Here is a 14215-nt window from a genome sequence, read left to right as displayed (position 1 = left end):
TTGGTCACGAAATAGAAAGCTTATTTATCACTCTTGCTAAATTGGATCGTTCCTTTTCGCCCTCTAAGAATTCTAGTCTATATTGGAAAGTACCCGACTTTATTTCATGTATCGAGACCACCGAGCCATATAGTTTAATGGTTTGGCCAAGTAAATTCATTTCAAATTCCAATATAATGTCCGGATGAACGGCTAATCTTATATCCGATAAAAACTGAAGCCCGTCTAAACCAATATTCTCAATTAAAACATTAGTCTTTCCTAGATTAACTTTTTTGCCATTAATTTGAATCAGTGTCATAGCGGCAAACAAAGGAAAGTCGAGTTTGATACCAGCAAATTTATGTTTTTTCTTTAATTTATTAATCTCTTTATTAGGACTCTTTTGTGAAATTTCAAGTTTCCCTTTTTGTAATAGTTGAGCAAATTTGTCAGCCGGAACAGGCTTTGAGAAATAATAACCTTGAATCATCTCACAGTTATAGCTTTGAAGGATTTGGAGCTGCTCCTCCGTTTCGACCCCTTCTGCCACCACTTTCATCTGAAGGTGCTGGGCTAACTCAATAATGGTTTTCGTTATAAAGTTAGAGTTATCAGCATCTTCTCTATTTAAGTCTTTTATAAAGGATCGATCAATTTTTAACGTATCAATTCTTCCTTTAAATCGCTTTAGATAGGAAAGAGAGGAATAACCTGTTCCGAAATCATCCAAAGATACACAGACACCAATATTTTTGAGCTTATCTAATGTGGATATCACCGCTTTCTCATTTTCTAATACAGATGTCTCTGTTACCTCAACATCTAAGTACTTGGGGTCAAGCTTGGTTTCTTCTAAGGCCTTTATAATATTATCCGCTAGATTATTTTCCATAAACCGTATGGCCGAGATATTAATACATATAGGGATGGCCGGCAACCCTGCACGTTGCCATGCTTTATTTTGAGCACAGGCAGTGAATTTGACCCACCTTTCTATTTCTGTGATTAGGCCTGTTTCTTCTGCCAAGGGAATAAAGTCTCCGGGGGATACCAATCCCCAATCCGGGTGATTCCATCTAATTAAGGCTTCAGCGCCTACTATTTGAAAGGTACGGGCACATACCTTTGGCTGGTAATAAAATTCAAATTGATTCAGTTCCAGGGCGTGTCGAAGCCCCATCTCTAAATTGAAGATTTTGTAGGTTTGAATGTTCATAGAAGGTGAATAGATATAATAAGTGTTTTTTCCGCTTTCCTTCGATTTATAAAGGGCCGAATCTGCATTTTTCATTAAAGTAAGGGCATCCTGGCCATCATTTGGATAAATGCTTATTCCAATGCTTGTCGTAACGAAAAGTTTATAGCCTTCAATGAAAAATGGATCGGTTAACGCTTCGATTATCGTTTTAGCAAGCCTAGTAACCGGATCCTCACTTGTAATGTCGGGTACTATAACGGAAAACTCGTCCCCTCCTAAACGAGCAAGTATCGTTTTTTCACCCAGGCAGATTTTTAACCTTTTTGAAATTTGCTGTAACAGCTTATCCCCTGTAAAATGGCCGAGCGTATCATTTATATACTTAAATCGATCCAAATCTAAATACATAACAGCCAGTTTTTGCTGGAGTGCGTTGCTTATAATTAATTGTTCTTCTAACTTTTCTTGAAAGAATCTCCTGTTTGGCAGTTCTGTTAAGGAATCATGGTAAGCCAAATATTTGTTTAATTCCTCTGCTTTCTTTCGTTCTGTTACATCTTGCAGCGTTCCAATAATGGTTGATTTATTTTGAGAACAAATCTTCTTTGTGTGTGCTTCTACATCAATAAAAGAGCCTTCTTTGTTAATAATTCTAAAGGAATGATCTAAGCCTATATCTCCCTCAATTAATTGATTTTCTACACTTATCAATTGGATTTGATCATCAGGATGGACATAATCTAGAAAAATTATCGGTCTTGTTGAAGCTTCAGTTCCCAACAAACTATGTAAACGAGGATTACCATATATTAATTTTCCTTCTTGAATGATATAAACGCCAATAAAAGTATCCTCTACCAAACTTTTGAATTTAAGCTCTGTATCTATTAATTCATTTGCCGTTTCTTTTTCCTCTGTAATATCCTTTGCTATTCCAACAATGCCTATTAATTCTCCTTTAAAATTTGCCGGAATTAGCGTCAAGTCTATGTGAAGAAGGCCTTTATTTTTATGAACAAAAAGAGTGTCAAATTGTTGGATGTCTCCGCTGCAAACCTCATGAATACTCTTTTTATATAAGGGAATTTCACCTTTTTCTAAAAACTGTTCTATTGAATTTGATAGAATTTCTTCTTTTCTGTAACCAAGGATGTCAGAGAATCCTTCATTCACTTTTTCTATGCTTCCTTCTGTATTCAGAAAAAAGACAGTATCCGGATTGTGTTCAAATATAGCGCGATAAAATAAATCTACTTCTTCCGGTTCTGTATGATTCAGTTGAGAATTCATTTTTTTATTATTTAAGTCCATACCATACTCCTTTTTTAACAGATCAGCCGGCTCTTCATTGAGTTAATAATCCCTTTCCATTTGGCCCTATTTTACAAACCTTCATTTCTAAAAACTCTAACTATTATAAAGTTTAAAATCAGGTGTTATTCTAGAGGGTTTTATTAAAATGCTAAATACCCATATGGGGATTACTGGATTTGTCTCTTATAAAATAAAGCAATCAACGGTTGATTGCTTTAATCTACTTCTTCCGGGAATGTTTAATTGCCCCTTGTTTTTAGTTTCTAATGTTTATATTTTTAACTCTACTCGGAGATTCTACATTCCTCTTTATCCTTATAGTCTTCTGCCAGCTAATATGTACATTGTTCTAAAGAGTGTATTAAATGCAATTTTATTTATAAAGCTACCATTAAATCATAATCCACCTATTTATTTACTTACCCGTTTTTTCCGTTTTGAAACTTTTTGTTTAGGCCTTTCTAACTCCATAACAGCAATTCAATTATTTTAATTTTTTCATTTAGAAGCTCAAGTCTTCATGACAAAAGAAATGAAAAAATATGATAAAAATTTGAACAGGCGGTGAAAAAAGGAATCATCTGTCTACTTTAAATTATGTAACTAGTGAACAGTTCCTTGCTCATTTGTAGGAAAATTCAGCTCACAAGAATCTATTGGATGGACATCGAAATTTAACGCTTACGGAAAGTATGGAGTAAGATTTTTTAGAGATATTTTTTCCATGAAGATTTTTGGCGAAAATAAACACTTCTCCCCTCATACGATCCGTGCTTATCGATCAGACGACAAAACGCTACTCAATTTCTTAATGGACCATTCTCTGTTTTTTCGTGATATCGGGTTTTCGGAAGTCAAAGCGTATAATCGTTTCATTACTGACAAGTATGCGGTAAAGTCGGCGAGACGAAAATTAGATTTTTTCCGTCGCTTGTTAGACTTTGGTTATAAAAGTCACCTTTCTACTTGGATCACAAACCCCGGCTCTAAAAAAGGACAATATGTAATAGAAGAAACTCGTCAAAATGAGGACTTGAACCGCTTGCCGCGCAGGGAATTAAGTCAAGTTGACGCCTAATGGCTGATCTCTTTCTTCCCAAAATCGTGAAAGCTAAAAAGAAGCGGGAACAGCTGCAGAAACGAAATTTGTTAATCCGTTATCTTCTGTATACCACAGGGCTTCGAGCAAGCGAGCTGTTAAACTTAAACTGGGGTAGTTTTCGGTACAGCCATCAAGGTCACTTATTTGTGGACGTTATCGGAAAGGGAAAAAAGCAGCGTCCTTTATTCTACGCTCTATATAATAGGGAAGAAACTCGTCATAAAAAGAAGCGGTTAACATATGCGGTCCTTTATAAGATTGTGAAAGAAGCAGTGGACTTAGCCGGAAAAAACTCGAAAATCAGTCCCCACTGGTTTCGTCATACCTTTGTGACGATGATGCTGGAAAATGATGTGCCACTGGCTGTTGTAAAAGACTGGGCTGGGCATTCTGATCTTTCTACCATCAATATGTATAGTGAAGTTTTTTAAAATAGTTGTAACTTTTTTGGAATGCCAAGAGAGGTCCAATTTTGCATCGAAATTTGTTTAAAAATTGGGTGTTATATTAGCAGGCAGTCTTTTAATGAAGTTGCTGATCTTTAGTGGTTAGTTGTATTTAAAATGAATTTGAATTTTGCATATTGTGAATTTAATAAAAATTGATGAATGGACTTCATTTAATTGGTAAAACAAGTTGTTCTTTTTTATGATAGGCATCGCTTCTATTCCAGAAAGAATAGATTTAGCTGTATGAAAAGATTTCAATTTTGAGCAAATCTTCCTTTTCCGTACCGATCACACATCTTTTTAATAGTAATAGTATCAGTATGTCCATGATTTAGAGATTACTTGCAAGTGTCTTAGAGCTTTTGCACCAGAACCCGTTTCCTATCTTTTAATTTCTCTTTAACTGTAAATTTAGCCATAAAAAAGCACCCCAATTGTTAGATGGTGTCTAACAATTGGGGTGCAGTTCATCATCAAGAGATTTTTTATCTATAAGGAGTTATAATACTATTTCTTCTAGAAACAAGGACACTCTCCTCTATTCGATCTTTACCTTCGGCTGATTTACGGCATGCGGCAATGGTCTTCCCGCGACTCCGTCTACAATCGCCTGGCATGCCCTTTCTCTCAGCTGGGTAAGTGATTCCTCTGACATATAGGAGGCATGCGGTGTAATGAATACTTCTTCCATTGCTATCAATGGATACTCCGGTGCGGGTGGCTCCTTTTCTAAAACATCAAGCCCCGCTCCAGCTATATGCCCCTCTTCAATCAGCTTCTTTAAATCATCCTCTCTTAACACACCTCCGCGGCAAGTATTAATGACAAAAGCTCCTTTAGGAAGCATTTTCAGCCGCTCATAATCAAGCAAATGCTTCGTCTCCGCAGTGAGCGGCACATGCAAGCTTAAGATGTCTGATTGCCGAAGCAGATCATTTAAAGATACAGGCGCCACTTCATGTGTGTGAAAAACTTCCTCAGAAACGTACTCATCATAAGCCAGGATTTTGACGCCAAATGGTTTTAATTTCGCTGCAACCATTCGGGCAATACGGCCAAAACCAAGTAAACCAATCGTACGTTCACTAAAACGATGAATCGGCAGAGTATCCATCGGATCCCACTTTCCTTCTTTTACTTTCCGGTTATAGGAGGATAAGCGGCGAGTGATTCCTAATATAAGAGCGATTGTATGGTTGGATACTTCCTCAAGGCAGTAATCTGGCACGTTGGAAACGACAATTCCCTTTTGAGCGGCCGCCTCCAGGTCAACATGGTTATAACCAATCCCCGTTACAGAAATTACTTTACAAGACTGCAGCTTATCAATGATGTCGGCTCCACAAGGAAACCCTACTTGCGCTACTACTCCATCCGCATGCGGAGCATAGTGCGGAAGATCTTCTTCCAACATATTCGACCGCGTAACCTTGACTTCAAACCCATGCTGTCCATAAATTCTTTCTTCTAATTGATGATCATCCCATTCATCATCTAGAATCCAAACTACATGTCGTCCTTCTTTCACTCTTTCCCCACCGCTTTCCTATGTTATAGATAATCCAGAGTTTATTTTTTGCAACGCATGAATAAGACGTTCATTTTGCTCCAGCGTACCCACAGTAATACGGGCATGCGTTTGCAATCCCCATGCTGTACACGGTCGAATAAGTATCCCCTGCTTCATTAATGCTTGAGAAATCTGTATAATATCCTTTTTCATATCCACAAATAAAAAGTTGGCATGCGATGGAGTCACATGATAGCCAAAAGACTGAAATTCATTTATTAGTTTCTTCATTTCTTGTTTATTTGTCCGTAAACTCTTGCTTCTATACTCTTCGTCATCAAGTGCAGCCACAGCTCCTGCATGAGCAATACGATTGGCTGCAAATGGTTCTCGTACAACTTGTACCGGTGCAATAAGCTCTTTACTGGCAGCTGCATATCCGATTCTTGTTCCAGCGAGACCATACAACTTCGAAAATGTCCGGACGAAAATCACTTGATAACCAGCTTTTACAAAATCAGGCCCTGTGCGGTATTCTTCACGATTAATAAACTCTGCATAAGCTTCATCCAACACCACTACAACATGCGGAGGTACTTGTCTTAAAAAGTTTTTAAGCTGCGTTCCTTCAACAATTGTGCCAGTAGGATTATTGGGATTACAGATAAAGATAAGCTTCGTTTTATTCGTTATCGCTGCTAAGATAGTATCAAGGTCAAAAGTATAATTCCTCGCCGTAGGAATCTCTACCGGATTTCCTCCCATGAGCAGCGTGATAGTCCTGTAAGCGGGAAACGTCGGAATGCAATAGATCACTTCATCCCCCGGATTGATATAGGCCGTTCCAATCAACGTAATAACATTGTCGGCGCCATTGCCCATCATAATCTGGTCAGGGGCGATTCCATACATCCCACCTAGTTTTTCCCGAAGCTCTCTGCATGTTGCTTCGGGGTATAATTGGCTTTCAAGCAAAGCTTTTTGCATAGCCTGTACAGCCTTTGGAGAGGGGCCAAATGGATTTTCATTGGAAGCCAGACGAATAATTTCTTTCAGACCGAGCTCTTGTTTTACCTCTTCAATTGCCTTTCCAGGGATGTATGGCTTCAGTTGCGCGATAATGGTGCGCTGGAGTTCGTGAGACAAGGAAATTCCCCCTCTATTTTGCTTTAGCAGAAGAAAAGCAGTAAACAATCAGTTCGTTGTTTTGAACTGTTGCCGATTTGGCTAATTTTTCATTATTTCACTTCCATCATGGCCTTTAAGCTTTCCTCACGAATTAATTCTGTCAGCTGCTCTTTATATGCTAGAAAACGAGGATCAATTTTAATACTATAGGGGCGTGGATGCTCCAAATCGATAGGAATATCCGCTTTGATCCGTCCCGGCCTGGAAGTCATGACGATCACGCGATTAGCGAGGAATATAGATTCTTCTACATCATGTGTAATAAACAAAATGGTTTTATTCGATTTCTCCCAAATTTCCAGCAGCAGCTCCTGCATTAGTGTCCGTGTTTGATTGTCAAGTGCACCGAACGGTTCATCGAGCAATAAAATCTCCGGATCGTTCGCTAATGCTCTCGCGATAGCGACACGCTGCTGCATGCCTCCCGATAGCTGTCGCGGGTAATGTTTTTCAAACCCCTTTAATTGGACCAAATCAATGTAATTGTGAACCACTTCTTTCCTTTGTGCAGCTGTCATTCCATTGGTTTTTAACCCAAATTCAATATTTTCTTCAACAGTCAGCCATGGAAATAAAGAATAGGCTTGAAAAACCATTCCTCGATTGGATGACGGCCCAAATGTTTCTTCCCCATCTAAATACACATGGCCCGTTGTTTGCTCTTCAAGCCCTCCTACAATTCGGAGAAGAGTCGACTTTCCGCAACCCGATGGGCCCAGGATCGTAATAAACTCATTCGGCATAATTGTCAGATTCGTTGTATCTAATGCAAGCACTTGAGGATTTTTCTTGTTCCCTGTGTATATTTTGGTTACACGATCGACTTGTACTTTTGGATTTCTCATTCTCTCATCACCTTCCATAATGCCATGGAAATGCTTTTCGAATGGCCACCTTCAAAATCAGGTCGGAGAGCAAGCCCAATACGCCAATTGTTAAGATGCCAAAAATAATGTTTCCTGTTTTCAACATACGCTGGGATTCAAGTATCAAGCTTCCGATCCCGGATGAAGATGCAACTAATTCCGCTACAATAATGTACGACCAGGCCCAGCCAAGGACGAGACGGATAATTTCCATAATCCCTGGGATGGAAGCGGGCAGAATGACCGAACGCAATACACCAAAATTTGATCGTCCTAATGTATATGCGGCTTCTAAAAGCTCTTTGCGGACATTTCCCACTTCAACAGCTGTCATTAAAACGAGTGAGAAAAAGGTTCCAACGAAGATAATCGTTACTTTCTCTAGCTCTCCTACCCCAATCCATAAAATGAAAAGTGGAATAAACGCAGAAGCTGGCATATAGCGGATAGCAGAGATGACCGGTTCAAAGAAAGCTTCCACTACTTTAAACGTACCCATAAAGATCCCAAGCGGCACGCCGATGATGACAGCAGCAGCAAACCCTACAAGTACACGATAGACTGTAACCGTAATATCACCGACAAATCCATATTCGGTAAACAAAACCACACCTGATTGAAAAATGTCAGTTGGTGTTGGCAGGAAGAGAGAATCAACTAGTCCGCTGTAAGTTAGCAGCGACCATAAAGCAAACAGCAGAACAATACTCATTATACTGATCATTACATATGTTCTATGCGGAATGTCTCCCTGCGGCTGAAACCACTTATTTTTCCTTGGCTTTCCATGTTGGTTGTTGGGAACCTGGCGCAAAGGCGGCTGTTTAACGACTTCTTTAGTTTTTAATGCTTTTTCCATACAAGACCGCCTCCTTATTGTTGAACAAATGAATAATCGATTAACTTATCAAGATTCGGCTCTTTTTGGATTAAGTTTTGTCCTTTCCAAAACTCAGCACCCATTTTTGACAGTTCATAAATTTGGCCTGGATTTTCTTTTGTGCCAAAATACTCTTTATTTTTTTGCTCATCATAGAAGCGGACACCTTTTAATGCTTCTTCAATTTCTTTTGGTGATTGACCCATTGCTTTCCCCATGATTTCCAATGCATCTTCTTTATTTGTTTTATAGTAGTCGACTGCTTCAAACCACGATTTAACTAAAGCTTTTACCGCTTCTGGATTTTCTTTAATAAAATCCTCATGCATGGCAATCGTACTTGTAATCACTCCTGGAGATATATCACTCGTTGCAAGAACGCTTCCAAAATCGGTCTGCTTCGCTTTTGTTAACCAAGGTTCCCATGTCACGGCTGCATCCACTTTGTCGGCAACGAAGGCTGCCCCTGCATCCCCTGCCGTCATGTTCTGTGCCTTAATCTCTTTGTTAAAGTCGATTCCCTCTTGTTTCAATAAATAAAGGAACCAGAAGAAGCTTGCCCCTCCATCCGTTTGCACAGCTACGCGTTTTCCTTTTAAGTCTTTCAAGCTCTTAATTTCTTTTTTCGCCACGATGCCATCTCCGCCATATGATTCATCCAAGGCAACAACTTGTACACCCGGCACATCACTTGCAGCAGAAACCACATGTGTATCTACAGTTGAGGCAAAACCTTGTATACGCTTAGCGGCTAATGCCGTTCGGCGGTCGGTGTTGCTTTCCATTTTCATCAAATCGACATTGATGCCATTCTTTTTGAAAATTCCTTTTTCCTGTGCAATATATAACGGGGCATATCCTACCCAAGTAGCCACACCCAAGGAAAAAGAAGTATCTTTCTTATTGTTCGTTTCTTTTTGAGCTTCCGTGCTGTTTTCCCCTGAACATCCCGTCATGATCAGCAAAAGAATAACTAGAAATATGGAGCTAACTTTTCTCAACATACCTTCCCCCTACTTTTGATTTTTAGGTACTTGCTGCTAAAAATTTCAACACGAAAAAACGTGCCTCACCCCCTTTCAATTTCGGGAAAGCGCTGTTCACCTTTTTGGGGTTAATCGTTATTATGTAATGTAAAAACGTTCTCCTAACGAGATATGAAACGCTTTCTAAATCAATTTAAAGATTACGAAAAATTCAGAAAAATTTAGCCACACGTGTGAAAAGGGGAACCTTCTTCTAATTTTGGTTCATTATACAGGATTTTTTTTGAAACCGGACCGTTCCGATGGATTATGTAAAAAATGTGCACACAAAAACTAAAAAAATGCACCTCGAAATATTCAATATGTAACGACGCTTTAAATTGGGAAAGCATTTGTAAAAGAATGACGGATTGAAACAGCGCCCTCATGACTAAATTAAAAAGGCAAAAGAAACGATCCCAAAGGGGAAAAGTCTCTTTTGCCTTACACTACAATCACACTTTTTTCAAAACGTAATAACACAAATCAGGAGCGGACTTACTTCTAAATAAATCGACAACGGTCCATCCTTTTATAAAGTAATAGGTAAATACCTTCTCAGTGCTCATTCTCGGCGCTACAGCAAGCCCTGAGTTATTTTTCTTTAGTGTTTGAAAATTACTCGGCACCGGAACAAAAAACAGTCCTTCTGCGAAATCCTCCAGCAACTCCAATTCCTTAGGTACAAGATATCCCTCGGCATCGCGGATAATTTTAATTAACGAGGGATAACATTTCTCCACATACTTCCTAGGCCGTTCCACCTCGTCTTTTTTAATCCACCATTCCATAGATGGCATGCCCTGATTTAAATCGTCCTGCATTTCTCCATAGCCGTTTTCCACGTAAGTAGAACATCTTGCCCCAGTTTATGAAAATTCAAATACCCGTTCACTGTCTCAGGCGGATCATACGCCCAGGTAACTAACTCATATCCTTTGTTCAGTGATTCAGCTTTTTTAGCCAGCTTTAGCTTTTCATTAACCCCTAATTTTCTATGTTGCAGATGAATCTTAACATGTGGGAACATGAATACGTTTTTCTCCTTGAAACCTCGGAATCCCCCTTCATGACGGTGCAGTGATCATTTATGGAAATCAATTGTTTCAGCAGCCAATGTGCTTCCCTTAACCATTGCGGTTATAGGTGAAAAAAGCTCGGTACCCGTCATCATGCCGCATTAGGTCTCAGCGAGCGAAGTGATGCTCTTGTGCTAGTTGTGTCAGAAGAAACAGGCAGAGTCTCCTTTGCATTGGATGGAAAACTTCACCCCATTGTTACCGTCTAAAATTTACATTAATTCACATATAGAGAATTCTATTCCCTATGGAAAATAGGTTTACACTTTCTGCGGATGCTTGAATTCCTTCTACTGCATCTTTTGTTTCAAAACAGGCTGTAATCTCTTGTTTCAATAATGTCAATGGATTCGGAGAACCACCTGCCAGATTATTGGAAGATTCTAATACACACTTATGAAATTCATCGGCAGGAAATACACCGTTAACGAGTCGAATTCGCTCTGCTTCCTCAGAAGTTATGTAGCGCCCTCTAAAAATCATCTCAGCTTCCTTTGCATGTCCTTTTTGAAAAGTTTATTCTTCTTTGCAATATCAAGCGTTGTAAGCGAGCTGGAAAGGCAATGATAAACGAAAATACAACTAGGGATGGATGTTGTGTTCCGTGCATATAAGGTAACCCGGAAAGACAATCATTGTCTTTCCGGGTTTTTATGAATTCCTCATTTCTCCTATAAAACGCTAAGTTTTTCGTCCCGTATATCACTAATAAACATATGGCCAGGAGCATGAGTAATCATCAGTGAAGGTCTACTTTGCAGGGCAACAGCTTGAGGGGTCACACCACAAGCCCAAAACACGGGAATTTCTCCTTCTTTAATTGTCACAGCATCGCCGAAATCAGGTTTTGTAATATCAGTAATCCCAATTTGACTTGGGTCACCGACATGAATAGGTGATCCGTGTACAGAAGGGAAACGACTAGTAATCTGGATAGCTCGAATCGCCTCTTGATGCGACATCGGACGCATGCTTACAACGGTAGGGCCTTCAAATACCCCTGCTTTTTCACATGGAATATTCGTCTTATACATCGGAACGTTGCAATTCTCCTCAATATGTCGAATAGATATGCCACTTTCGATGAGCGGGGTTTCAAACGTGAAACTGCAGCCTAGTAAGAACCCGACCATGTCGTCTTCCCAATATTCAGTAATATCTGTTGCCTCTTCCGTAAAAACACCGTCTTTATAAATGCGGTATTTAGGAATGTCCTTACGAATATCTGCGTCTTTAGCAATCTTGCTCGGATAGAATGAACCAGGTTCCGTTACATCTAATAAAGGACAAGGTTTCGGGTTCCGCTGACAGAACAGCAAGAAATCAAACGCATATTCTTTTTTCAAAATCACTAAATTCGCTTGTGTGAATCCTTTTGACATTCCAGCAGTCGGCCCTGTAATTTCTTGTTTACGGATAAGCCCCCTTATTTCATTCGGAGCCATATATTCATAGTCAGTCATGGACAGACTCTCCCTTCCCTATTATTTGAACAGCAATGGTATTTGCTCAATGAGTGTCATGATTCCTAAATATCCCATAACGATGACGACGAATCCGCCTGCAATCGTTAACCATAGTGGATGTTTATACTTGCCAACGATCTCCTTTTTATAAGCAGCTACTAACAACGTACCTAACGCAATGGGTAGAATAAGAGCATTCAAGGCTCCCACTAATAGTAAAACCTTTATAGGCCGCCCGACTAAGGCAAACGTGACAGTTGAGACTAAAATAAATAAAATAATGATCCAATTATGATACTTTTCGATTGTTGGGCTGAACGAACGTATAAATGAAACAGATGTATAAGCGGCCCCTACGACAGACGTAATAGCAGCGGCCCACATAATCACACCAAACATTCGATAACCAATATCCCCTGCAGCAAGTTGAAACACTGAAGCTGGAGGGTTGTCTGGATCAATGGCAAGCCCTTGAGATACAACTCCGAGTACAGCTAAGAATAACGCTACACGCATGACACCGGTAACGGCAATACCTGTTACAGAACTTTTCGTCACTTGGGGTAACGAGTCAATCCCCTTGATCCCCGCATCTAATAAGCGGTGCCCACCTGCGAAGGTAATGTAGCCTCCCACTGTGCCGCCAACAAGTGTAACGATGGCAAATATACTAATTTCTTCAGGAACGAACGTATTAGCGATGGCCTCTCCGACAGGCGGCGACGTTGAAAATGCCACATACAACATTAAGATAATCATAACAAAGCCGGCGATTTGAGCTGCTTTGTCCATTGCTTTACCCGCTTCTTTGAATACGAAAATAAAAATAGCAAATGCGGCACTAACAATTGCTCCGGTAATAGGTTCAACGCCAAGCATGGCATTTAGTCCAAGACCCGCTCCTGCAACATTCCCAATATTAAATGCAAGACCGCCTATTACAATAATAATTGCCAAAAATACCCCTAATCCAGGCAGCACTTTGTTTGCGATCTCCTGGCCACGCAGCCCTGATACAGCAATGATTCTCCAAACATTGATTTGGGCAAAGACATCTAAAATCAAGGAGATTAAAATAACAAATGCAAAGCTTGCAGCTAACTGCTGGGTAAATACTGTCGTTTGCGTTAAAAATCCTGGACCAACCGATGAGGTAGCCATTAAAAAAGCGGCACCAAGCAGGACGCTTATGTTCACCTTCTTTTTAGCTTTCCCCGTTTCTTTTTTTAGTTCTGTCATATAGCTTCCCCCTTCTAGCTACTCATTGGTGTAATTGCGATCTGATTTTTATGTAATGTTTCTTTAATGTATTTTGCAAAAGCAAGGGCATGCTCCCCATCTCCATGGATACAAACCGTATCCGCTTTCAAAGAAACTTCTGTATTTTGCTGAGAAGTGACTTTGCCTTCGGTTACCATTTTTATCACTTGCAAGACAGATTGTTCTTCATCTGTTATGAGAGCATCCGGCTGCGAACGCGAAGTTAACGTACCGTCTGATTGATAAGTGCGATCAGCGAATACTTCATGTGCTGTGCGTAAACCGATCTTTTCTCCTGCTTTCGTTAACTCACTCCCAGCTAGTCCAAATAAAACTAGTGATGGCGAAACATTGTAGACCGCTTGAGCAATAGCTTCCGCGAGCGCAGGGTCTTTTGCTGCCATATTATATAACGCTCCATGTGGTTTCACATGTTGCATCGTTTCATTGCATGTGGATAAGAATCCTTGCAGAGCACCAATTTGATAGACAACCATATCGTATGCTTCTTGCGGTGTAATCTTCATCTCACGGCGTCCAAAACCATTTAAATCCGGCAAGCCGGGATGTGCACCAACTTTTACGCCATTTTCAATAGCAAGCTTGACCGTCTCCCTCATCACACTAGGATCACCTGCATGAAAACCACACGCAATATTCGCTGATGATACATATTTCAATATTTCTTGTTGCTCACTGAGTTTATATCGTCCAAAACTCTCCCCTAAATCGCAATTCAAATCTACTTTAAACATCCATTTCCCCTCCAAATCATTTCACTCATCCCCCTATTTCGGGGTAAGCGCTTGCAAGATAAATTACGCGTTGTTCCGAAATTAGGAACATTAGTTTTGAAATGCAAATTCATTTTAGCATAAAAAAAAATGTCTGAATAG

At 39.8% G+C, this 14215-nt stretch carries 13 protein-coding genes and 2 pseudogenes; 3 read left to right on the top strand and 12 right to left on the bottom strand.

Going from position 1 to position 14215, the window contains the following annotated elements; translation table 11 throughout:
• Positions 1-4 precede the first annotated feature (4 nt).
• A complete protein-coding gene (locus AC623_RS09105) occupies positions 5-2491 on the bottom strand; it encodes a sensor domain-containing protein (RefSeq protein ID WP_049662155.1) in 2487 nt (828 codons plus the stop codon).
• A 727-nt stretch (positions 2492-3218) separates the two neighbouring features.
• On the opposite strand from AC623_RS09105, the gene AC623_RS09100 reads away from it, so the two are divergent.
• Entirely contained in the window at positions 3219-3572 is a 354-nt protein-coding gene (locus AC623_RS09100) for a hypothetical protein (protein WP_049662154.1), read from the top strand.
• Positions 3572-4027: a tyrosine-type recombinase/integrase gene (locus AC623_RS09095; protein ID WP_049662153.1), complete on the top strand. Its 456-nt coding sequence runs from the start codon at positions 3572-3574 to the stop codon at positions 4025-4027. Before AC623_RS09100 ends, AC623_RS09095 begins: the two co-directional genes overlap by 1 nt.
• A 556-nt stretch (positions 4028-4583) precedes the next feature.
• On the opposite strand, the gene AC623_RS09090 is transcribed toward AC623_RS09095, so the two are convergent.
• The 7 genes from AC623_RS09090 to AC623_RS09060 all read right to left on the bottom strand — a co-directional run bounded on the left by AC623_RS09090 (position 4584) and on the right by AC623_RS09060 (position 10544).
• Positions 4584-5573: a C-terminal binding protein gene (locus tag AC623_RS09090; RefSeq protein ID WP_049662152.1), complete on the bottom strand. Its 990-nt coding sequence runs from the start codon at positions 5571-5573 to the stop codon at positions 4584-4586.
• Positions 5574-5591: 18 nt separating this feature from the next.
• Complete coding sequence (hisC, locus tag AC623_RS09085) at positions 5592-6701, bottom strand: histidinol-phosphate transaminase (protein WP_049662151.1); 1110 nt, start codon at positions 6699-6701, stop codon at positions 5592-5594.
• A gap of 92 nt (positions 6702-6793) precedes the next feature.
• A complete protein-coding gene (locus AC623_RS09080) occupies positions 6794-7588 on the bottom strand; it encodes an ABC transporter ATP-binding protein (protein WP_049666436.1) in 795 nt (264 codons plus the stop codon).
• A gap of 7 nt (positions 7589-7595) precedes the next feature.
• On the bottom strand, positions 7596-8468 hold the full coding sequence (locus AC623_RS09075) for an ABC transporter permease (RefSeq protein WP_082174372.1): 873 nt from the start codon (positions 8466-8468) through the stop codon (positions 7596-7598).
• Between the two features lie 14 nt (positions 8469-8482).
• Positions 8483-9493: an ABC transporter substrate-binding protein gene (locus AC623_RS09070; RefSeq protein ID WP_231603430.1), complete on the bottom strand. Its 1011-nt coding sequence runs from the start codon at positions 9491-9493 to the stop codon at positions 8483-8485.
• A gap of 476 nt (positions 9494-9969) precedes the next feature.
• The gene (locus AC623_RS09065; protein ID WP_156187016.1) at positions 9970-10359 is read right to left on the bottom strand and encodes a hypothetical protein; all 390 of its coding nucleotides are present in this window, start codon (positions 10357-10359) and stop codon (positions 9970-9972) included.
• Positions 10323-10544, bottom strand: a complete 222-nt coding sequence (locus tag AC623_RS09060; RefSeq protein WP_049662149.1) for a hypothetical protein — start codon at positions 10542-10544, stop codon at positions 10323-10325. Before AC623_RS09060 ends, AC623_RS09065 begins: the two co-directional genes overlap by 37 nt.
• A 26-nt stretch (positions 10545-10570) precedes the next feature.
• Between AC623_RS09060 and AC623_RS21035 the strand changes: the two are divergent.
• Positions 10571-10802, top strand: a pseudogene (locus AC623_RS21035) (diadenylate cyclase); the annotation flags it as partial.
• A 13-nt stretch (positions 10803-10815) separates the two neighbouring features.
• Here AC623_RS21035 and AC623_RS09055 read toward each other — a convergent pair.
• From AC623_RS09055 to AC623_RS09040, 4 genes and pseudogenes are all read right to left on the bottom strand, one after another.
• Positions 10816-11085 (bottom strand): annotated as a pseudogene (locus AC623_RS09055) (enoyl-CoA hydratase/isomerase family protein); the annotation flags it as partial.
• A gap of 179 nt (positions 11086-11264) precedes the next feature.
• The gene (locus tag AC623_RS09050) at positions 11265-12056 is read right to left on the bottom strand and encodes a putative hydro-lyase (protein ID WP_049662147.1); all 792 of its coding nucleotides are present in this window, start codon (positions 12054-12056) and stop codon (positions 11265-11267) included.
• 21 nt (positions 12057-12077) lie between these two features.
• The gene (locus AC623_RS09045) at positions 12078-13298 is read right to left on the bottom strand and encodes an NRAMP family divalent metal transporter (RefSeq protein WP_049662146.1); all 1221 of its coding nucleotides are present in this window, start codon (positions 13296-13298) and stop codon (positions 12078-12080) included.
• Between the two features lie 14 nt (positions 13299-13312).
• The gene (locus AC623_RS09040; RefSeq protein WP_049662145.1) at positions 13313-14074 is read right to left on the bottom strand and encodes a LamB/YcsF family protein; all 762 of its coding nucleotides are present in this window, start codon (positions 14072-14074) and stop codon (positions 13313-13315) included.
• Positions 14075-14215: the final 141 nt, after the last annotated feature.

This window comes from Bacillus sp. FJAT-27231 (assembly GCF_001183975.1).
In the GTDB taxonomy this organism is placed as follows: domain Bacteria; phylum Bacillota; class Bacilli; order Bacillales; family Domibacillaceae; genus Pseudobacillus; species Pseudobacillus wudalianchiensis.
The sequence above is the reverse complement of the archived record's forward strand: the minus strand, read 5'-3'. Positions and strand labels throughout refer to the sequence as shown.

Coding starts and splice junctions, on each gene's coding strand:
- AC623_RS09105 (WP_049662155.1), bottom strand. CDS start 2,491: ATGGACTTAAATAATAAAAAAATGAATTCTCAACTGAATCATACAGAA.
- AC623_RS09100 (WP_049662154.1), top strand. CDS start 3,219: ATGAAGATTTTTGGCGAAAATAAACACTTCTCCCCTCATACGATCCGT.
- AC623_RS09095 (WP_049662153.1), top strand. CDS start 3,572: ATGGCTGATCTCTTTCTTCCCAAAATCGTGAAAGCTAAAAAGAAGCGG.
- AC623_RS09080 (WP_049666436.1), bottom strand. CDS start 7,588: ATGAGAAATCCAAAAGTACAAGTCGATCGTGTAACCAAAATATACACA.
- AC623_RS09075 (WP_082174372.1), bottom strand. CDS start 8,468: ATGGAAAAAGCATTAAAAACTAAAGAAGTCGTTAAACAGCCGCCTTTG.
- AC623_RS09070 (WP_231603430.1), bottom strand. CDS start 9,493: ATGTTGAGAAAAGTTAGCTCCATATTTCTAGTTATTCTTTTGCTGATC.
- AC623_RS09060 (WP_049662149.1), bottom strand. CDS start 10,544: ATGTTCCCACATGTTAAGATTCATCTGCAACATAGAAAATTAGGGGTT.
- AC623_RS09050 (WP_049662147.1), bottom strand. CDS start 12,056: ATGACTGACTATGAATATATGGCTCCGAATGAAATAAGGGGGCTTATC.
- AC623_RS09045 (WP_049662146.1), bottom strand. CDS start 13,298: ATGACAGAACTAAAAAAAGAAACGGGGAAAGCTAAAAAGAAGGTGAAC.
- AC623_RS09040 (WP_049662145.1), bottom strand. CDS start 14,074: ATGTTTAAAGTAGATTTGAATTGCGATTTAGGGGAGAGTTTTGGACGA.